Source organism: Streptococcus sp. ST16 (assembly GCF_046098135.1).
GTDB lineage: Bacteria > Bacillota > Bacilli > Lactobacillales > Streptococcaceae > Streptococcus.
The window spans coordinates 19341-40390 of record NZ_JBJUSE010000005.1 but is presented as its reverse complement, the minus strand read 5'-3'; the positions used below and the strand labels follow the sequence as shown (position 1 = coordinate 40390).

The 21050-nt window shown below is 33.2% G+C and carries 23 protein-coding genes; 12 read left to right on the top strand and 11 right to left on the bottom strand.

Annotation, left to right across the window (positions count from 1 at the left end; all coding sequences use genetic code 11):
- Positions 1–33: 33 nt before the first annotated feature.
- Positions 34–2898 (bottom strand): NACHT domain-containing protein, encoded by a 2865-nt coding sequence (locus ACIY14_RS04915; RefSeq protein WP_409001754.1) that lies wholly within the window; start codon positions 2896–2898, stop codon positions 34–36.
- A 758-nt stretch (positions 2899–3656) separates the two neighbouring features.
- On the opposite strand from ACIY14_RS04915, the gene ACIY14_RS04910 reads away from it, so the two are divergent.
- Positions 3657–4019 carry a hypothetical protein gene (locus ACIY14_RS04910; protein WP_409001753.1) on the top strand — a complete coding sequence of 121 codons (363 nt, stop codon included), beginning with the start codon at positions 3657–3659 and terminating at the stop codon, positions 4017–4019.
- Positions 4020–4370: 351 nt separating this feature from the next.
- On the opposite strand, the gene ACIY14_RS04905 is transcribed toward ACIY14_RS04910, so the two are convergent.
- Both ACIY14_RS04905 and ACIY14_RS04900 read right to left on the bottom strand, forming a co-directional pair.
- Positions 4371–5588 carry an MvaI/BcnI family restriction endonuclease gene (locus tag ACIY14_RS04905; protein ID WP_409001752.1) on the bottom strand — a complete coding sequence of 406 codons (1218 nt, stop codon included), beginning with the start codon at positions 5586–5588 and terminating at the stop codon, positions 4371–4373.
- Between the two features lie 8 nt (positions 5589–5596).
- A complete protein-coding gene (locus tag ACIY14_RS04900; protein ID WP_409001751.1) occupies positions 5597–6061 on the bottom strand; it encodes a helix-turn-helix domain-containing protein in 465 nt (154 codons plus the stop codon).
- Between the two features lie 268 nt (positions 6062–6329).
- On the opposite strand from ACIY14_RS04900, the gene ACIY14_RS04895 reads away from it, so the two are divergent.
- Positions 6330–7877, top strand: a complete 1548-nt coding sequence (locus ACIY14_RS04895; RefSeq protein ID WP_409001750.1) for a DNA cytosine methyltransferase — start codon at positions 6330–6332, stop codon at positions 7875–7877.
- Positions 7878–7944: 67 nt separating this feature from the next.
- On the opposite strand, the gene ACIY14_RS04890 is transcribed toward ACIY14_RS04895, so the two are convergent.
- The 8 genes from ACIY14_RS04890 to ACIY14_RS04855 all read right to left on the bottom strand — a co-directional run bounded on the left by ACIY14_RS04890 (position 7945) and on the right by ACIY14_RS04855 (position 13790).
- Positions 7945–8301: a hypothetical protein gene (locus ACIY14_RS04890; protein ID WP_409001749.1), complete on the bottom strand. Its 357-nt coding sequence runs from the start codon at positions 8299–8301 to the stop codon at positions 7945–7947.
- Between the two features lie 77 nt (positions 8302–8378).
- Positions 8379–9230 carry a GIY-YIG nuclease family protein gene (locus ACIY14_RS04885; RefSeq protein WP_409001748.1) on the bottom strand — a complete coding sequence of 284 codons (852 nt, stop codon included), beginning with the start codon at positions 9228–9230 and terminating at the stop codon, positions 8379–8381.
- Positions 9231–9281: 51 nt separating this feature from the next.
- Positions 9282–9956 (bottom strand): S24 family peptidase, encoded by a 675-nt coding sequence (locus ACIY14_RS04880; RefSeq protein WP_409001747.1) that lies wholly within the window; start codon positions 9954–9956, stop codon positions 9282–9284.
- 1 nt (position 9957) lies between these two features.
- Positions 9958–10824 (bottom strand): ImmA/IrrE family metallo-endopeptidase, encoded by an 867-nt coding sequence (locus ACIY14_RS04875; RefSeq protein WP_409001746.1) that lies wholly within the window; start codon positions 10822–10824, stop codon positions 9958–9960.
- An 84-nt stretch (positions 10825–10908) separates the two neighbouring features.
- Positions 10909–11907, bottom strand: a complete 999-nt coding sequence (locus tag ACIY14_RS04870) for a reverse transcriptase domain-containing protein (protein ID WP_409001745.1) — start codon at positions 11905–11907, stop codon at positions 10909–10911.
- A gap of 120 nt (positions 11908–12027) precedes the next feature.
- Positions 12028–12345, bottom strand: a complete 318-nt coding sequence (locus ACIY14_RS04865; protein WP_409001744.1) for a hypothetical protein — start codon at positions 12343–12345, stop codon at positions 12028–12030.
- Positions 12342–13448 (bottom strand): hypothetical protein, encoded by a 1107-nt coding sequence (locus tag ACIY14_RS04860; RefSeq protein WP_409001743.1) that lies wholly within the window; start codon positions 13446–13448, stop codon positions 12342–12344. Before ACIY14_RS04860 ends, ACIY14_RS04865 begins: the two co-directional genes overlap by 4 nt.
- A complete protein-coding gene (locus ACIY14_RS04855; protein ID WP_409001742.1) occupies positions 13449–13790 on the bottom strand; it encodes a helix-turn-helix domain-containing protein in 342 nt (113 codons plus the stop codon).
- A 666-nt stretch (positions 13791–14456) separates the two neighbouring features.
- On the opposite strand from ACIY14_RS04855, the gene ACIY14_RS04850 reads away from it, so the two are divergent.
- The 10 genes from ACIY14_RS04850 to ACIY14_RS04805 all read left to right on the top strand — a co-directional run bounded on the left by ACIY14_RS04850 (position 14457) and on the right by ACIY14_RS04805 (position 21048).
- Complete coding sequence (locus tag ACIY14_RS04850) at positions 14457–14639, top strand: hypothetical protein (RefSeq protein ID WP_409001741.1); 183 nt, start codon at positions 14457–14459, stop codon at positions 14637–14639.
- Positions 14640–14673: 34 nt separating this feature from the next.
- A complete protein-coding gene (locus tag ACIY14_RS04845; protein ID WP_409001740.1) occupies positions 14674–14970 on the top strand; it encodes a cytoplasmic protein in 297 nt (98 codons plus the stop codon).
- 21 nt (positions 14971–14991) lie between these two features.
- A complete protein-coding gene (locus ACIY14_RS04840) occupies positions 14992–15453 on the top strand; it encodes a conjugal transfer protein (RefSeq protein WP_409001739.1) in 462 nt (153 codons plus the stop codon).
- 13 nt (positions 15454–15466) lie between these two features.
- Positions 15467–17149 (top strand): FtsK/SpoIIIE domain-containing protein, encoded by a 1683-nt coding sequence (locus ACIY14_RS04835; protein WP_409001738.1) that lies wholly within the window; start codon positions 15467–15469, stop codon positions 17147–17149.
- 206 nt (positions 17150–17355) lie between these two features.
- A complete protein-coding gene (locus ACIY14_RS04830; RefSeq protein ID WP_409001737.1) occupies positions 17356–18588 on the top strand; it encodes a replication initiation factor domain-containing protein in 1233 nt (410 codons plus the stop codon).
- 14 nt (positions 18589–18602) lie between these two features.
- On the top strand, positions 18603–18836 hold the full coding sequence (locus tag ACIY14_RS04825; RefSeq protein WP_409001736.1) for a hypothetical protein: 234 nt from the start codon (positions 18603–18605) through the stop codon (positions 18834–18836).
- A 1-nt stretch (position 18837) separates the two neighbouring features.
- On the top strand, positions 18838–19395 hold the full coding sequence (locus ACIY14_RS04820; protein WP_409001735.1) for a conjugal transfer protein: 558 nt from the start codon (positions 18838–18840) through the stop codon (positions 19393–19395).
- A 10-nt stretch (positions 19396–19405) separates the two neighbouring features.
- Entirely contained in the window at positions 19406–20401 is a 996-nt protein-coding gene (locus tag ACIY14_RS04815) for a conjugal transfer protein (RefSeq protein WP_409001734.1), read from the top strand.
- A gap of 9 nt (positions 20402–20410) precedes the next feature.
- A complete protein-coding gene (locus ACIY14_RS04810; RefSeq protein WP_001095596.1) occupies positions 20411–20635 on the top strand; it encodes a TcpD family membrane protein in 225 nt (74 codons plus the stop codon).
- A 2-nt stretch (positions 20636–20637) separates the two neighbouring features.
- Positions 20638–21048, top strand: a complete 411-nt coding sequence (locus tag ACIY14_RS04805; RefSeq protein WP_003005516.1) for a conjugal transfer protein — start codon at positions 20638–20640, stop codon at positions 21046–21048.
- The last annotated feature ends 2 nt before the right edge of the window (positions 21049–21050 follow it).

The following is a 21050-nucleotide window of genomic DNA, read 5'->3' as shown; positions in this document are numbered from 1 at the left end:
CTACTCAAAAATATTATTTGGAAAACTGATTTGTTACATTTTTCCGAATATCTCTTCTAAACTTTTTTCTATTTCTTTATGAACATAATCACTTAATGGTGTATTTCCACTAAAATTTCTTGAGAATAAAAGAGTTGAAAAAGCACTTCTATGACTAGAAACATCTTTAGGGACTCTGTTTAATGATTGATAGCTTTGTAGTATTTCATCATATATTTTTTCATAACCCTCACTTAATTCACCTAGCGATACTTCAATTAAATTTTTATCTCCTGAATATGCCACATGATAATAGCCTATCCACGGATTTCTTTCATCATCCTTATAAGTAACCAGTAGTTTGTATGGCATATCTTGAATTTTCGAAAAATATCTATAAATATTTGGAAAGTTATATTTTACCATTTCCAAATAACTCACCTCAGCGAAATTAAAAAATGTCTCAACTATTTTTATCTTTCTTTTTGTAGAATATAAGTTCGTTACTAAGCCATTTGATTCTGAATATTCTCTATCGCGTCCAGGCATGACAAAACTTTTATAATCCACATCAGACTGTTGCAAAATAGTTAACAGTTTATTCAAACCAAACAGCTCTACTCCTTCAGAAGTAGTATGCCTTGCAACCTCAGGATAATCTTGAAGAATTTCATCTATCCTGTTTCTAACACTTTTACTCATTAAAGATATTTCATCAATATCTTTAAGCCAAGGTAATTTATTTTTTATTTCTTCCAAAAGTTCACATAAAATATAATTACTTGCATGTAATGATTTCTTTTCTAAAATAGTTTTCAGATTATTTTTAATAATATCTATTGCTATTTTTCTACCACTATCTCCTATAAGGCCTGATAATTCTAAGTTTGTACTATGCTGAACCATTTGAGTCGTTTTTAAAAAGATAGTATCCTGATATTCTTGACTCGCTTGACTCAACAATTCAGCGTTGATAGTTTTTACATCTGGAACATCTCTGTCCACAATATCAAACCAATAATAAAGGGTATTTTCTTCCATACCTCCAGCAATTCCTATTTTAGATTCCAATTTATGATTTTCCGTGATAAATGGTTCAAATTGCTCTGATATCGGGGAGAAATAATTTTCCACTATAAACTTATAGGTTTTGTGAATCTCTGATAATATTCTTTCTACATTATCTTCCTTAGAGAAATCTGGAATCTCATCACTACTCAATAAATCATTTTTAGAATTAATACATTCAATATAGAGAGGTAAGTTACGTTGTAGAACAAAATCTAAAAATCTATCTTGTTCCTCAATAGTGGAAAATAATCCTGCGATAAAAACTACTACCTCTTGCCATTCTTCATTATAGATAAGTTTCTCGAGAAGCTCGGTATCTGATGAAATCCTCAAATTATTCGTAATATAGTATGCCGCACAAAACTCCTTAAATAGTTTGTGAGAAAAAGCAATTCTATCTGAAATACTAAAAATTCCAAAATTTATAAAATAATCAATTGTATTTCTTCTACTCAGTGTAGAAACTGGATAAGAGCTTATTATTTTATCTACTTCACTATATGTAAAACTAGATTGATTAAAATACTCGTAAGAAAATTTGCCAAAAAGATTTAATGTTTCATGCAAAGACAATTCTGAATAACTATTTTTGTAATAATTATTTTCAAAATACTCTTTAAAAATTTGAGTCCGATTGAGTAGCTCCTTATGTTTCTTATCAGCTAAAATATTTTTACCAATTTTATACAGTAAAGGATTCCTAAATAATTCAAGATATGCTTTAGGAAGATTACTGTAACATCCAAGTTTAATTAAGTCACTTTGAATTATACTATCATCAAGTTTCGTTAGAATGAAACTCTTTTCTTCTCCAAGCTCATGCTGATAGCGATTTTTCCGAGTTGTGAAAAAGAAAAAATTTCGGTCATATTGTGCCATTAATTGATTCGCTTCAGAAAAAAATTTTACTCTTTTTCTATCATCAATAATATCATCAATACCATCGAAAAACAGTGCTAGTTGATTATTAACAAATAGCTGATTAATAGCTTCTTTAGAATTTCCTATACAAAAAGGTTCCATTTTCGATTGAATAATATTGAATAATGTCCCTAGACTATCCTCGTACTCCATTAACGGAATGTAGACAGGGATTAATTGATAATTAGAGTACCGTTCACATAACCGATTAATTATTTTAATTATCTCAAACGTTTTTCCTAATCCTGCTTCTCCTGTTAATACAACTTTATGGTATTGTAAAAGGACATCTAATGATTCTTTCGCCTCACTTCTTTCCGTATCCCGAAATAGGTAACGCTCAAAATAGTCGGACTGTTCAAATGAATAATCAGATGTTGCTAATAAGGTTTCAATATAGGAACGTATCCTAAAATTACCATTTGCAATTTTATTTAACATTGCATTATTATCATCCACTACATTCGTTAAGTACTGCAACTGTTTGTCTATGCTATCACTAATCTCTCTAATAGTTCGACATAGTATTTGTGATTCAGGAGTTTTTATTTCATTAAGTTGTCTAAATATTATTTCAAAATATTTTTTAAGAATTCGTTTCAAATCACTATTATAGAGTTTATATTTAGGATATCTTTCAATAAACAAATTAAGATAAAAATCTACTGACTGGCTTATTGTTCTATATTGCAAAATATCCTGATTAATAAAATTTTTAATAATGTTACTTAGCACATCCTGTTCAATTAAAAATCTATCAAAATCAAGATAATATATCCTATCTCCATATTTCTCCAATATCGAGACTTCGACTTCATTTTTTAGTTTTTTAGTAAAAAACCTCAGTCTCAACTTCCCTAATACTCCTCTAAAATAATTTCCTAGTTTTTCTATCAGTAAGTTTTTTATTAAAGAAATAACAAGCATACACAATCCCCTTCTATATTCGATAATATTCCATGTCAGCATTATCCAATGCTTTTTTTAATATCTCAATTTAATCTCTAATACTAGTATTTTTAGATTTTTGATGAAGATATAAATTATCAACAGCAATTGAAACAATAGTTACTAAGCCAAGCACCGATAAACGTTGTCCCATTTTCAACTGAAAATATCTCTTTTGATTCAAAATTTGCTCATTATAAAATTTACAATAAATCTCTCTTTAAGTTTCTTAGTTTCTCCTTTTTCAATCTCTCTAGTTTTTTTAAATTGTGACTCTTTAAGATTCTTTTTCAATCCTAGTTTGATTTAAATCTATCTTGGAGAGTTTGAAAACAACTTGATATCAATATTTTTTCAGAGATTTTCTGTTTTCTTTTTTTAAAAAATTTGATTGAAACAAGGAAATTTCTAAATACTTTTTAATTTGTTTGTATGTATGTAATTATAATTTAGAATAATAAATAAAGAAAGTAACAAAAATGAAAAATTTATAATTTCTGTTATAGATGAAGGGAGCTCAATACACATTATATCTCTTTACTATTTATAGTGTCATTATAGCAAAAAACAATGGAAATTCCATTGTTTTTTTAACTTTCGGAAAAATAACAATTTTTCCGAAAGTTATTATTTGCTATTATAATAGACATTTCTTCATTTTTCCGTTATAACAGACATTGATATACTCTCGTAGTATTATTTTGGTATAATTAAAATTATAGAAGGAGGCAAAAATAATGAGAAAATTAATAGGTATACTACTACTTTCATTATCAATAATTACATTAATTGCTTGCTCTAAAAACAACTACCAATCTTTAGATGGTGAGTATTATTGGATCTCAAGTGAAAGAAACGAGTTAGCTTTTACTATTAAAGGAGATACAGGTACTATCGATCATGGTGAAGCTGATCACTTCACAATCAACAAAGAAAACAGCACATTAAATCTAACAGGCGGAACTGCTTCTGATTCAATAGTCAAGTATAAATACAAAGATGGCATGATTACAGTGAACATAACAGGTGTTGAACGTGAGTATTACCAAAAAAATAGCGAGGCCTATAACGGAGCACTAAAACATTATAACTATAAATAGAAAGGATTTTCCCATTTAAAATTTAGAAGAACAATACAAAAATCTATATGACTTCATAAAGGACCTCAAAATCTTAATTGAAAAGAACATTTTTCAAGGGCAAAACATTGAAGAAGTTAATCGTTTTGGAGATGAAATTATGGTTATTTGTAAATCAAAGTCATTCCACATTACTATTAATGATTTGAAATCTCTTAATTCATTTAACGAACTTCTTATGATAACTCCTAATAATTCAAAAGCATATTTCACATCCCTAATAGAAAATTTCCACACAGATATTATTGAATCAACTAAAGATGAGTTTTATTAACAAATAGACACCTCTCAAATGAAAAGGTGTCTATTGTTTTATATCAATTCAATGACTTCTGAGCTACCGAAAAGTTGATTACGGTGTTTATTTTTTACTCGCCATGCATTTCCATGATTTTTCCCTTCATACTTCCCTTCTTTAGAAGTATAGCCGCGCCAATCATAAGTTACAACTCCCAATTTAATTAAGGATATGAACGTCATAAATTGAGGGGAACGAGTCAACTCTGCTTCTGTGTATTTAAACTCAGCAATGTCACCGTTCATCCTACTTTCCGCTTTTACCCAAAGCGTGGCAGGATGTTTTAAGTGTAGCTCTTTTTCTAAATCTTCAAAATGCCAATAAGCCACCCTTTGAGAGGTATCGTTTTCATGTCTACGAATTTCTACAGTTCTATCGCTTTCATTTACGTCCAAATAAAATTTTTGATTATTTTGAGGTGACATCTCAGACCCGATGGTGATATATAAACTATTCATACCGGGATGCTTGTCAGATTCATATCCATACAACCTCGCAAACGCTGAAACCCGATTACGATCATTGGATTCAAATTCTGCTACAGGCGTACCTTCAAACTTTGGACGTAATGTAAATAAAGTATCAAGTGTTTTTGAAGTCTTAGACTTTAGTTCAATTAAATCTTCAAAGTCTGCTTTTTGGCTATTATTAGTCTTAATTCCTAGTAAATTCTCAAGTGTGTCACCAGCATCTTTAGGAGAAATTTTCCCTATTCCTTTAGAATTAGGGTGATAACCTTTAGAAGCAATCTCTTTTACCTTAGGAATTAATCTAGAAAGTGCTTCTTTAATTTTATCCTGTCCGAAAATTTTGGCTAAATCTTCATCTGACAAGATCCCCCTAGAGACATTAATATTAATAACCCGTCTATTACTTGGATCTACAGATATGTACATCAAGTCGCCAGAATGGAAACTTTCTTTAAATTGGCGCCCATAAATCCAAAATCTCTCATCCCCTCGAGCATTAGCACGATAGCATGACATCTTTGTTTCAAATTTTTCTTCACCAATATACAGCATTGCATCCAACTTTTTCTTCTCACCATTTTGGAGTGATTGATAGTCCATTAATCCATACTTTTTAAGAACATCCTGAACGAATACGTTGGCATCTATTATGCTTTTAGATAGCATTGTATCCGTTAGGCGAATAACTGTGTATTCTCTTTCATTATATTTGTGGATTTGTTCAATAAATTGTAGTTCGTCTTGATAAGGTTCAAAAAGCATATTAATACCTATCTAAACATTTCAGACATAGAAATATTTAGTCCTTCCGCAATTTTTAATAATGTTTCTACCCGGGGATTTCTTGTTTTAAAATTTAACAAGTCACTTATTGTTGATTCACTCAATCCAGTTGTTATTTTTAAAGAATAACGTGGATTGTTTTTAATTTCGAGTTGGACTCTATTCACAAAATTTCTTAAGTAATAATCTGTTCCCAGAGTATTAACTAAGTCATTATTAAACATATAATGTCCATAATAATTTTCTGTTTTTCTATCAAATATTGAAGGAAAATCAATGTCTAATCCTTTGCAAACAGCCACAACGAGATCCAATCTCGTTTTATTATTATTATGATAGGAGAACAACTTCTGAATTGAGTTTCTTGAATAACCTGTTTTTTCAGCCAATTCTTTATGAGTAAATTGCTTAATCGTTTTAACGCGATTAAGATTCTCAATAGCTATTTTCATTTTTAAACCTCGGGTGATTTATAAATCTATTTTACCTTTAAAATAGATTTATAAATTCGGATAAGTTGTCTTTTTAAAGGGTTTTTAATTCGGATATGTTTGCTTTTTTAACTGGTTATATTCAACAAGTTAAAAAATGTCTGCAATTAATAATCTAAATAATCGTATTTTTTGCGAATAAATAAGTATAGAAATTACTCAATAGTTCATCCTGGACTTGAATAATTATTTCTGATATAATATTAGAAAGAAAGCGAGAAATTTAAAAATGCCATATGCAATTGATTTATTCTGTGGTGCTGGAGGTTTTAGTGAAGGAATCTTACAGGCTGGATTCGATATACTTTTTTCTAGCGATAGAAGCCCAATGGTGCAAGAAACCTACGTTAATAGACACCAACAACTTGGTCTCGAAGAAGGAGTTGATACCCACTTTGAACTAGCAGATATCAAAGAATTAACTTCTGAACGTATTTTTGAAGTGATAAATAACTTAAGGTACGGAAATATTTTTGAACCCGGCGATATAGATGTCATTTTCGGAGGACCACCTTGTCAAGGATTTAGTCGCCTTGGGAAACGAGATGCCAGCGATCCCAGAAATATGCTTTTCCATGAATACTTACGAATTATTCGGGATGTGCGCCCGAGATATGTCGTCATGGAGAATGTTACCGGTATTCTAGACATGCTTATGCTTGATTTTCCAAGCGTGGTTAGAGATGAATCATATTTGGGACAAAGACTAGTAAAGGAAATTCTTAAAGAAGAATTACAAGAACTGGGTTATGTTTTACTTGATGTTCAAGTACTAAATTCTGCTAATTTTGGAGTTCCTCAACAAAGAAATCGTGTAGTCTTTTTAGCATACAGAAATGATGTTAATCCTCTTGAATATCCAGAACCAGATGTACTACCCGAAGTAACAGTAAGAGAAGCTTTAACTGGTTTATATAATACAAACCAGAATGATTTATCTGAATATGCCCAAAATAGGATACAAGGTGAGACACCTACAGTAGCAGGAGAAAATATACCACGAGAACAAATTACAAACATGGAAGAATCCAGACACGATAAACTGGTTTCCCAAAGATTCTCATTGTATCAACCTGGAGAAAACACCCGTGCAGTGATCAACCGACTCAAAGCAGAAGGGATAAATCTCCGTGATACTTGTCCAGAATTGTTTAACGAAAGTCTATTTCAAGTTAATCTAGCTATTAATACTGGAGTTATAAATGATACACTCGTAAAACTTAACTTATTCGATAATAAGTTCAAGGCCAGTCGTTGGTTGCATTTCACTAATCGCCAGTTAGCCATATTATCTAGTCTGAAAAATAATGAACACGAATTTACTAGCGTTCTAAAATCACTTGCTAGTAGGTTAAATACCAACCTAGAACAGACAAACACTTTCTGGGAAACAGTACAGCCATTGCTTAATAGAGAATACAGTGCAGATACTTTTCATCACTTACTTATGAATGGAGAAATTACCGATAAAATTGGTGAGGCGATTCTCACAAGAAAATCAATACGAACTAGACTTAATCCAGATTCTGTATCACCAACTATAGTCACTTTACCAGACGACTTTATTCACCCCTATTTTGATAGAGTACTTACTGTACGAGAAATGGCTAGAATACAATCGTTTGATGATAGTTTTGAGTTCTTAGGCAAGAGGACAACAGGTGGGGATAAACGATCTCAAGAAACACCTCAATTCACCCAAGTAGGGAATGCTGTTCCTCCTCTATTAGCTAGAGCAGTTGCACTAAAAGTTAGAGAAGCAATCGAGGCTAATTAATTCACTTTGAAATATAAAAAGACTAGTTCAAATTCTAAATTTGCTAGTCTTTTTATTATGAGGGAAATTAAATAAGATCATCAATAGAGTATATTTTATTTTCAATTGATTTAGGATAATATATAATTGTTTCTATTTCTTTTATTACTTTAGTATCTTTAATGAATAGATCGTTAAGAAAATTTAAAAACTTAAAATAATTATCTTCATCTGCGAAATAAAATAAATGATCATGCGAAAAACTATTGTCTTCAATATGTAGTCGTGAAATATAAAACTCTGCTTCTTTATCTTTGAGTTTTAAAATCCAATTTTTTTTAGTTACAATTATAGATTTGATTTTTTCAGGCTCTAGATTTACTTTAATTACTCTTTTTGATGATTTCTGTAAATTAAATATTTCAGAGCCCCCATTCTCATTCATATTATTTTGCCATTCGTAATTTGGGTATAACCAATTTTCAACGTTAAAATCTGCTTGTCTTCTTTCTAGAAATTTTTCTATTTGAGAAATGATTTCATCAAGATAAGGTAGTAGGTATTTGTGATTATAATCATATTCTTTTGGACTGTCATTTTTTTCAACGCTCTTAAATTTTTTAAGTTAGTTAAGAGGCACTCTTGAAAATAAATATCTGTAACGTACTCATCGCCTGAATCATTTAAGGGATAAGAAAACAAACTCATGGAGCTACTTCCAGCCCCAATTCCGTAATCTATATGTAAATAACTTTTCTTTTGAAGCCAATCCAAAAACTTGCCTTTTACTTTTTTTTCAGGACAAATAATAAAACTGTTTACCCATCTTTTCGGAGAGGAACTCTGGTAATATCTTCTAATTAAGGCTTTTTCATCTGGTTTTAGATATTTAATTTCAAAGTTATTTTTTTCTTGGTTTAAATACTTAAAAACAGTAATAAGCCTTTTTAGAGTTCGTTGAGATTTTCTTATTGATTTTTCAAAATTTTCTTTGGCTTTCTGTTGTTGTTCAGCATAAGTCATAATTCGCTTATTCCTCTTTTTAGGTTTACTTATTCCTTTTTGAATAGTTAAATCCATATCTTTACATAGTTCTTTAAGACTTTCAAATGAATTGATATCAAAAAATTCGGTAGATCCATCAGATTTAATTGATATCTCTTTTCGGTATCTCTTCAATCTCAAATGTATTAATTTTTCGATATCATTTACTTTAGAAACTGGAACTTCAATCCAGTAAGAATTTGCTAAGTCAGCTTCTCCAAAATTAGACTTTAATTGTGAATATCTGGAATAAATATTATCAGCTTTTCCAATTTTAATGGCAGATAATGTAGATGTCCAATCTATAATATATATAAATGATTTTTTCATGGAATTCCTCTCCTTATTGAAATTTTATTTTTATTTTTTTAAAACTTTAAATTAGTTCTCTAATGGGATAAAGTTTCCTACAATAATTCCTACAATTCTTGGATCTTCATCATATGAAAGAAAAATATCTTCGTACTTAGGATTGATAGAAACTAACCGTAAGCCGTCCTCTTCACGATAGACCCGTTTAATGTAGGTCTGGCTATTGCAGACTACGGCATAAACTGCACCATCGTAATCAAATCCTGTCTCACGAATAAGAGCAACGGATCCGTTATGATAAGTAGGCTCCATGGAATCCCCTGAAATCCATAAAGCAAAATCATGAGCCAGTTCCTTATCAAAGTATACCGTATCAAAGTTCTTATCATCATAGACAGTGGCACCAATACCAGCTGATAGGCTTTCATAGACACGATAAGGGAAGGTAGGCATAGCAATAATATTAGATTGCTTATCTACTAAGTCTTTAACATAGTTCATAACCTTGGTCTGATTAGTAGGATTCAGTTGCTTATAAAGCATAGCAATTTCTTCTTCATAGAAGAACGCTTCTGTTACACCTAGAATCTCAGAAATCTTTTTCAAGTTGGCTTTATTGGGGACTGCTCTGCCATTTTCCCAAGAGAAATAAGAAGAACGGTTAATATCAAGAAGCCGTGCGACCTCGCTTTGTTTCATTCCCAACTCTTCCCTTTTTTGCTTTAATTTTGTACCGTTGAACATCTCATGCCCTTTCTAACAGTAGTTGTGTTTTAGCGTTACTAACAGCTTGTCTCTCTGTTAACCTATCCTTCTTCCAGGCAAAGTAAATGACTTTACCATAATCAAAAAGTTGACCACAAGAAATATCTGATTTGTCAGCTTCCAAGGCTTGTCTGAACGATTTATCCTTCAATTCATGGATTTGTCTATCAGACAGGTAGGCATCTCTGATCAGCAAATGGTAAACCTTGGCTAGCATATCTATAATGACTTGTTTATACTCTTCGATAATAGACGACTTCAACAAGCCAAACATATCTACAATTCTATCCAACTGACCGTTTTTATAGTCTTGAATAGCATGGTTAATCTCATCTATTGAATGAGTTGTTTCATGACTGAATAAGTCTCTCAAGCGGTAGACCAAGGCTTCAGCAGAAACTTTCAGATCTTTCATTACTCGTGAAAAGCTATCATGCCTATAAAATATCTTTGACAGCAAAACAATACTTGGCATAAGCACAAATGCTGAAAAGAGATTTGCTTCGCTCTCAAAGATAGAGTCAGACTCATCCTTTAACTCTGTAAAGAAAGAGCCACTATGCTTTAGCAAAAAATGCCCCAACTCATGGCACTTAGTAAAGTTTTGTTTCACTTGCGGATTTTCCCTTTCATAAGAAAATGAAACACCGCTCTCATCAATCAAGGTCAACCCTTCAATCTTGCGACTGGAAAAGTGATGCTCCATTACCTTGATATTGTGACTCTCAACAATATGGTTGAAAAATCCTTCAAAGTCATACCCCAAAAGAGAAGAGTCATTCTCCTTGATATACTTGTAAATGTAACGATTTGCAACTTCCTTAATTTGGCTGTATCGTGTATCCATAATACCTCCTTGAAGTTTTGTTGTTTTATAAACTAACAATAATTATATAGAAAAAGTGGACGATTGTCCACTGGAAGTATTATCCTAATCTACTTCATTTGTTTCATATAATTTTTGTACTCGCTCAATCAATTCAATCCCTTTACTAGGTTCCACCATTTTTACAAATGAGCATTTCCCTAAAATATACTTATAGAAATCCATTTTATCTAGCTTTCCACTATGTCTTAGGTGAGTAGAAATACCATATTTTTCACAATAAAACAATTCTCGTTCAATTGATTTTATATAAGTTTTTGATACGACAATTCTTTCATCTTCTATATAAAGTCCAGTTATCCGTTTTCTATTTGAAGTTTGCAAAGAAGTCTTTGATTTTTTTAATCTTAGATGTTTTTGAGACAAATAATATCCTGAATATTGTTTTATTTTAGCAATATAATGTTCAAAACCATCTGTTAACTCCCCTGAAAAAAATAAATCATCTGCATATCTAGTATAGGTTATTTCTTCATTAATTTTGGATAGAATGATACTATCAAAATTTTTAAGGTATAAATTTGAGAGAGAAGGGCTTGTTAAAAAACCCTGACGTAACCTCCCTTTATAAGTAGTCAAAAGAGTCAAGGCTTTACTTGCTCCTTTCGAATACCCAAGTTCAATAAAAATATTTTCTATTGCAGTAGATTTAATTGATTCAAAAAAATTTCTAATATCTAGCCTCAGAAGCCAAGTATCCTTATGTGAAACATGTGCTCTAGCATTGGTTAATAATGATCTACCTTTTACAAAAGCGTGACTTACATCAGAGACAGATGTTTTGCTTAAAATATTATCGAATATCCATTTTTGAATAAACTTTAATTCCGGAGAAACTGTGTAAATCATCCTGTAATCAGATTTTAATGGTCCATTACCTTTTTTTACTTTGGTATGCTTTTTAACTTTATAGCACGATATGTTCATTTGCATAAATTTGTTCATGCCATCTTTTATTCTAAAAGTCTTTTTTACATGCTCAAAATCGTAAAATACCGGAAGATACTTGCTTTCTAATTGTTGCTTATACTCTACTAAATTCATAAAAAAAGACGACTACTCTTTTGTTTGAGATTTATCTCAAATAACAAGCATTACACTATTGTGTATTCAGAATTTGAGATAGGATTAGAACAGCAATGGCTGCAATACTAGTCGTCATTACTATTCTATCATTTTATTTTCGGGAGGTAAATAATTTTCATAGAATTCTTTATCTATGGTGAAATCTTTTTTTTCTTTACTGATATATTTCTTTACAATACCCTCTGTATAGAAATCTTTTAACAATAAAATTTTACCTTTCATTGTGATACTAATTTTGTAATTTGAATACTTAATCAATTTCTGCTTCTTTAAATTATCAAAATGAAGAACAATCTGAGAATCTAACAAATGAAGTTTAGTCTTCATTAAATTAGTTACATCATATACTGGGTATTTATTGAGCCATTTTAAGATTCTAATATACTTTTTGTTCATACTTTTACTTTTCGTCTCCCTCTTTTTTTTCTAGGAAATGGAGTGAGCCAGTCTCCATCTTTCGGTGGCAATGACAAAAACGCATAATTAGAGTTAGGCGCATTTACAAAAGAAGAAAACATAGTTTTAGGATTATAACGCCTATCATCACTTAGCTTAAATTCTCTATAAATCTCTTCTTTATTACTCTTAAACTCTTTAACCTCTTCTTTAGAAGATAAAATATCTTCTTCATAATTAATAGCTGTATTTAAATTATATATTTTTACATTGTTAAAACTTTTAAATATAGGATTATTTTCTACGGCTAACTTTCCTTCTTTAGTAGCTTCTAAGAAAACGAAATATATCATCTTGTCGAGATCTATAGCGTATGAACTTATGCTTGTCAATAATTTAATTAACGAAGTTCCACTGCATAAAAAATCGTCTACAATCAGAATGTTTTTCGCGTCAAACTCGTGTTTATGGTCCTTTAATAAATTACTCTTTTCACGTTTCTTTGATTCATATTCTCTAGTTGCATTATTTTTGTTTTTCTCAATTTGCCTATCTATACTCTTATTAACTAGCTTGTCATGCGTTTTTTTTGCACTTAAGGCTTCATACTCCTCGATTTTTCTTTCATACTCTTCTTTAATATGATCATATTTTTTAAATTTTTCATTTAAATTTTTATAATTTTCAAACCACTTAACGGTATCTTCCTGAGATGTTTGCAATGAATCAATTCCAAAAACATTTATAAAGTTCACAAACATAGATATACTTGTCTCGGTTCTATCGTTCTTCTTTTTTAAAGGCATATAAATTACTGATTTCCCCTTGATGACCTCCCTTATTTCTTTGTATTCTACATCATTCAGCAACTTTTCATATGTTTTACTTGTTTTGATAGACGAATAGTATCTGTATTCACTTAATGCATTAATAAAATACCTTACTTGATTTTCAGATAATTTTTCATACCATGATTTAATAGCATTCTCTGCTACTTCTTTTCTATTATTTCCTTTATGTTGATCATGTTCATCAAAATCGAAAATTCTAATTAGTCTTCGGATTGTAAATTTTCTTTTTATTTTCCCAATTATTCTTTTCATTTACTTTTCCTTATCAAAAAGTTTCTTACGCTCCTTCATAAACTGAAGTAGCTCTTGTTTGAAGATTTCTTTTTCTTCATTGCTCATACCGTCTGATGTGGTTCTGAAGAGCAATTCTACTTCTGATAAGTCAATATCATCATTGGTTTCATTTGATACCAAGGTATCGACAGATACATTAAAGAGTTTAGCAATCTTCACTAGATTATCGTAACTTGGACGTTTTTTGCCTTGTTCCCAATAAGCGTATCCTTGTTGCGAAATTTCGATAGTTTTTGCGACTTGGGCTTGGGTCATTTTAGCTTGTTTTCTCAAGGTCTTAAGGTGTTCCGCAAGGTCCATTATAGTTCCCCTTAAAAAAGTATTTTTAAATTTTTTCAAAAAACGGTTGACATCCACAACTATAGGTTGTATAATAGGCGTAACAACTGATAGTTGTACTGAACTTAAAAAATAATAACCTTATTTGAAAGGTTCATTTCAACGCTCTTTGAAAATTAAATAAAAAGTGCGTCTGACAACCAGAGGACTGATCATCAGAACTACACATAAACTTAGCACCTTTATTGTAATATATTTGATAGGTAAAGTCAAGTCCGTTTTATGGTTGAAGTGAAGATAGAAAACAAGACTCAATTCTTGTGGGCTTCCACGCATTTCGGACTTTCGCACTTTTCCGAATAGTAAAGTGAACTGGCTTCGTCAAAGGGCGTAAGAGAATCCCTTGGGTATGATCATGACTACCTAAAGAGATTGGCTGGGAAAGCGATGGTAATTCACGCAAAGCACCTTGCTAAACGTTGCCACCGTGAAGGAGGGATCCTTCAACCAAATAACTTTTCTTTACTGCTGTCTATCGTTTGATAGACCTACTCTCAAGCTACTAAGTTCTTTCCTTTTTTCACTTAGTAGCTTTTTTACTTATTACGATAAAGGAGAATAATATGACAAACTTTTTTCGCACTACAATGTAAACGACTCTATGATAACTATGAATTTACCTATGGTATGTTTAGTGAATCTGATAAACTACAGGCTAAACTCTATGCTCAGGCTCAAATTGATTTAGATCATCTTACTCAAGATGCTCGTAGAAATGGCTATGCTCATGGGGATATTGATCTCTATAGTCGCATGTATAAACGCAAAATTTTTAATCACTATTACTCAAGAGTGAAGCAACTAGCTTAACTCTTTTTATTTTACACTCAGAAAGGAAAATCTTATGATCTCAGAAACACTTAAAATGAAACCAGAATTTATTGGCCCTGCTTACTACGAACGTTTGGGAAATGCTCCTAAATTTATTTTTGGAAAAGAAGGTAAATACCAACGTCACATTCTAAACAGCGAAGAGCACGGAGCCTTCCATGTCATCACACCAGCCTCTACAACGGTCTTTCCAGAAGATGCTCTAGTAGAAGCGGTTAACCCAATCTTTTTCCCAGATACTGCTTTAAATGGTATCACTGTTGCACCTTACCTCAATGTCTTTGCGGAAAAATTGGTACTTAAAAAATAAGAAATAAAAGGAGAAAATCACATGGCTAAAATTGGATTAAACTACGGAGAAAAACTACAAATTGCTGACAAGACTTATCGTGTCATTACAGACGGGCTGGATGTACCAGCAATTCTTGAAAAACTGACTTTCCGAGGCATTGAGGGCCCTGATATCATCTTTGAGGTGGATCGTTCACAACGAAATCCTGACGGATCATTTGTCCAAGTCAATACAGGTGAGATCCGTGGAATCGTTGTAGGGATTCATTCTTCTGTCCAGCACGAAACTCTCTTTTTCACGATCGCAGATATGTCAGAGTCTGAGATTGAAGACCTAGGTATTAAATACCGAGAAGAGGTTGAACTAGAAGATATTGTTATCACGCATACCCACGTCAATCGTAATGATATCTATAAGCTCTTTGCTTCTAAAATCAAGAAAAAAGCTGGAGGTACACCGAATAAAGAAAACAAACCGTTAGAAAATAAGAAGGACAACTAGGAGGTGATGCAGAATGAAACTCTTTACCTATCGGGGAAAAAGAGTTCGAGTTTTTCATCGTAAACTAAAGGGAATCACATGGTTTATCTGGTGGTTTCCTTTTTTGTTGGCTATTAGTTACTACAGCTACATCCATCTAGAAGAATTAAAAGTTCATCCCTTACCTCAAGGATATTTTCTAGGAGCTGGGTTTCTCTTTTCTTTACTCCTTGCTTGGTTTATCAATCGAGTTTGCTACAGAAAGTTGATCTTTTTTCAAAAGCTCAATAGTCTTCGAATCCTCTCTCGTTTCTTGCTAGAGAATAACTTGTATCTTGTAAAGAAGGTCAGACGGGACAAAGGAATAGTAGAGAAAATCACTCTTCCCAGGGTCTACCTAAAACAAAGTCGTTACGAGATTCAAGTCAGTTTTATATTAGAGGGGAACAAGTTTCAAGATCGGTTTTTAAATCTTGGCTCTACTCTTGAAGTCATGTTCAATGGGGATTTTCGTGATAAGAGTTTTGATAATTGTTTTGTTAAATACAAAATTGCTATCAATCGGATTGATAGTCGTATTTCAATTGATCAGGTTGAAGTGAAAGGCTCAAAGATCCGCCTTATGAAAGATGTTTACTGGGACTATGTGAAAGATTCCCACTTACTAGTTGGTGGAGGTACTGGAGGAGGAAAAACCGTTACTCTCATGTCCATTATCTATGCCCTATTAAAAGTTGGCTATATAGATATTTGTGATCCTAAAAACTCAGACTTAGCTTCTTTAAAGAAACTTCCAGTCTTTCACGGTCGAGTCTATTCTAGTAAAGAGGATATCATCAATTGTTTTAGAGAAAATGTAGAGTTTATGAAGAAGCGCTACGAGGTCTTAACGTCTTTTCCAGACTATAGACCAGATACTTATTACACCCATTACAATCTAAAACCTAAGTTTATTCTAGTTGATGAATGGGCTGCTCTCATGGCCAAGATTGACCGTGACTATAGCCAACAATCGGAGCTCATGGAATACCTAACTCAAATCGTTCTAGAGGGTCGTCAAGCTGGAGTATATGTGATCTTTGCCATGCAACGGCCTGATGGGGAATATATCAAAACTTCTCTTCGAGACAACTTTATGATGCGTCTTTCAGTCGGTCATTTAGAATCAACAGGATATGACATGATGTTTGGAGACGCTAATAAAACCAAAGAGTTTAAAAAGCTAGACGAAATTAACGGGGTGAAAGTAGTCGGTCGTGGTTATATTGCTTCAAGTGGTAATCTAGCTGGGGAATTTTATTCACCTTATATTCCACTCGATCAAGGATTTTCATTCTATGATGAATACGCTAAAATTCCCATTATGGAATTTGAAGGAGAAGAGTTCTCAGTATTTAAAGAATACAAATCACCAGTTGAAACAATTGACCCTATAGAGGAAAAGGAGGTTATAGAAAACGAACCAAATAAGCGACCACTCAAGGAATTTGCGGATGAGTACGATTTAAAGATGCAAACTCTTCGGAAAATCATCCCTTATATGGAAGAGCACGGGATTTCATTTGAACGTACCGACTCCGCTATTCTCATTGAACCTTTCCAAGAAAAGTTACTTCTTGAAATAATCACTCGCTTTGAGGAAGATGGACGTAAGTCTTATCCAAAAGCTATTGAAGCGATTATCCGTCATCATGGGCTAGGACAAGGGCAAGCCTGACCGCAGGTCAGGCGAAGGCCGAAGCCCGCCGTTCCTGGCTCATGATGACAACGAACCCCCGTTTTCTAATAGGGAGGTTACATTTGGCAAAAACGCCAAGTCCACCCCTCCTCATTCCTTATGGGAGTTGGATTTTCAATTTTTATGAAGTGTGTCACTTTCGTCAAAAAAGTGTGTCACTTTGTTAGAAAGAGGTGTTGCGATGAATGGACAAAATGAGCCCTTTTCATATTAAGAATTTCAGAAAACAAACAAGACTTAGTCAAAAAGCATTTGCACAAGCTGTTGATCTTCCGACTAGAACCTACCGTTCTTATGAAACAGGCGAAAGAGGACTGACGATTGATAAGTTTAGAGAACTAAAAGAAAGGCTCGGTTACTATCAAGATTGCGATAAAAACAGTCTTCGGGCTCAGATAGACTATCTACGATTATCCTTTCCTAGATTAAAGGATCTAGATGCTTTCTGTGAAAACTTTCTTCACTGTCACCTAAGTGAATTTACAGGCCAAGAAACCCGTCTGATGAATTATACCCACTTATGGCAACGAGGAAATATCTGGATTTTTGACTTCTTTGATAAGTCTGTGACAAATGACTACCAAACTTGTCTTCAACTATCTGGTCAAGGATGCCGTGAGTTGGAATTACTTCTAGAAGACAAGGGAATCACTTGGCAGATCTTTCTTCAAAACATTCTTTATTCCTATGAAGATGTTCGGGTAAAGCGTCTCGATATTGCTCTAGATGAACTCTATAAGGGCTACGGTCACGAGGACGAACAAATTCAGATTTCCAAACTAATTGATAAACTCCATTCCAAAGAGATTGTTCTAGATACGATCAAGAAATGGAATATCACAGGTGGTGGATCATTCACAGATAATGAAGACATGGAAGCTAATCACGGCTTATCCATTTACTTTGGGAGTCGTCAAAGTCAACTCTACTTCAACTTTTATGAAAAGCGCTATGAAATAGCACGAATGGAAAATATCTCCTTGGACGAATCCTTGGAGATTTTTGGTATCTGGAATCGATATGAATTGCGGTTCTCAGATCAGAAAGCTCAAGGTGTTGTGGAGGAATATATCAACGGTGTAGACCTTGGAGAAATTGCACGAGGTATCGTCAATAAAGAAATCCAAGTCTATGATGGTCTCACTCGATTTGGAGCCTATAAACCCGATGAAAAATGGCAAAAACTCTTTGGAGGAGTCGAACCCTTGAAACTCTCAACCAACCCACAGCCTTATAGTATTGAGAGGACAATCCGCTGGCTAACCTACCAAGTTGCTAACTCCCTTGCACTAGTCACTGAAGCAGATAAAATCCTGCAAACAGAATACATGAAAATGATTCAGAACAGCGGAGAAATAACAGATCGAGGAAAAGCCATGTTACGACTTCTAAAAACCAATAAACAATATGAACACTAGAAAGGAAAAGCAATATGGAATACAAAGTTCAAATCAATTCACTAGACAACTTTAAAGCCTGGTCTGGTGGACTAACGACCTTGAATACTGTCCGTGAACGTGGTGGAGTAGATACTCTAACTGTCATTTGTGAAGATATCTTCTCTGGTGATACACCAACAGAAGTACAAATCAATGACTGGCTCTGGTTCGATTCAGATTTCATTTACCAAGCTCTAGGTTACGATGATCTACTTGAGGATTCTTGAGATGCTGAAGAAGATCTATCAAGCAGACTTTCTACTTCTTCCAGAACATGAATTTTGGAAGATTTATATCCTCTTACGAAAAGGTAAGGACTTCTACTATGAATGCGCTGGCAGGTGTACAGAAGAACTTCCAGATAGTAGAGGATTTTATGCCTATGAACATGCCTATTTCACATTAGATGGTCAAGTATTGAGCGTGAATAAAAAAATGCGCCCGTCACTCATTACTTATATCCAAAAGACCATCAAAGACAATCAAGAAAAATTTAGAAAGGAAATTGAAATGGCTACTAAAACTATTTTTGAAAAGAAAATCTCTCAAGTCACGAATGAACTGGGAGAATTACTTAAAAAGAAAGATCATAGAGAAGCTTGGACCAAGGCTGGTGAATTAAATAGTCTCCTTAAAAAAGAAGAAGCCAAGGATCTAAAACCTCAATTGATCGAACAACTCCAAACTGAGCTACGAGGCTACTATTACATTAACGGCGAGATCGAAAAAGCCAATAAGCGCCTTTATGCAAAAGGATCAAAGCTCATTGAGCTTGCTGGTCTCTAAAGGAGGATCTATGGATAAAGCTAAACGCTACTTGCTTCAAGCAAAAGAATATCTCTCACACTTTAAAAAGGTGGAGAAAAAAGGAGGCCCACCAAAACTAAAAGTCACCAATAAAAAGACCGTCAATATCGCCGTCATAGGAGGAATTTCTTTCCTCCTTTTTGTTGGTTTCTTGGGATCTATCCGTGCTATCACACTCTCAAATAAGGTGAGTACACTACAAGCCCAAGTTGAGGCTACTACAAAGCAACAGACAAAGCCTATGGAGTCTAGTAGAAAATATGACTATAAACTCCAGTATTACTTGAATGACTATGTCTATGCTTATTTCACACTTTCTAATGAAGATGAAAAACAAAAAGCGCAAGTGGACTACTTAAATAAATTTTACAACTTCATCCCTGATGTAAAATCTCAAGGGCAAGTTCGAAATCCTAGCACACTTCTCTATTCTCAGTTAGTGACTGTAGAAGGGAAAGTTGCGACCTATAAAGTTAAATACAAGGAAAGCATCCATCGGGATAACAACACAGAAGAAAAAGAAATTGTGATAGGTTTCAATATTCCTTTTGATGAAAAAGATGGAAAATATTACGTTTCTGGCCTTCCTTGGTTTTCTGCCATTGAATCCTCACAAGCTGGACACTTTAGCGAAGATGACAAACTCCAACTAACTGCCAATGATCATTTTTCAGACAGCGAGCGTAAGAAGGTGGAAAAATTCCTCAAGATCTTCTTTACCAATTACACCACAAACCAAGATAATCTTAATCTGATTGCTAAAAATGTGGATATCATCGCAAATAGCACTTTCAAAACAATCGACTACACTTATCTTAAACAGGATGGTGATAATCTAATCGCTTATGTCCAAGCTACTTTTGAAGTTGGAGGCACCACTCACTCGGAAAACTTCACCTTTACCCTCTCAGAAAAAGAAAAGACCTACTATGTCTCAAAACTTGAACACACCATTCCACTGAATTATGCAAATGATAAAGAATAGGAGAACTCTATGAATACAAACAATCTACGAACCTTCCTTCAGGGAGACGGAATTTGGATCCTAACAGCCATTGCCGTGCTTTTAGCGATCAAGGCTTGGCGGAATAGCTCTTGGCTTCAACTCTTTTCAGTCGTTGGTTTCTATGCCGTTATTGTTTCGATTGCGAAAGGACAAGATATCCTAAAAGCAGTCGGCTGGTTCCTACGACTCTTCGGTATTGAATCAGGACTTTAAGTATGAATGAAGAAAGACTTTATGATTACAGTAAGGGTCTAAACGCCCCTTATTGGATCCAAGAAATTAAGACAAAAAAGGGCACTCGACTATGGTACTTTGCGACACCGATGCAGTTGTCCTTTTTCATTGTCTTTATCATCATCTTTGTGGCCATGTTACTCTTTGGAGGATTTATCTTTGTGCCACTCGCAAAAATCACTCACTCAATTTCATTGCTACTCTATTGGTATCTCCCTTACAAATTAGCCAAATTCTATACTGAATACGAACCTCACGGTAAGAAGATGCATGTCTTTATTGGTGATTACCTGATTTACTTCTGGGACTTTAAAATCAATAAAAAAGCTATCTACCATGAAGATCGAATAGAGCCTGTAGAAGAAATTGTCTTTGAAAAAACAAATCTATAGAA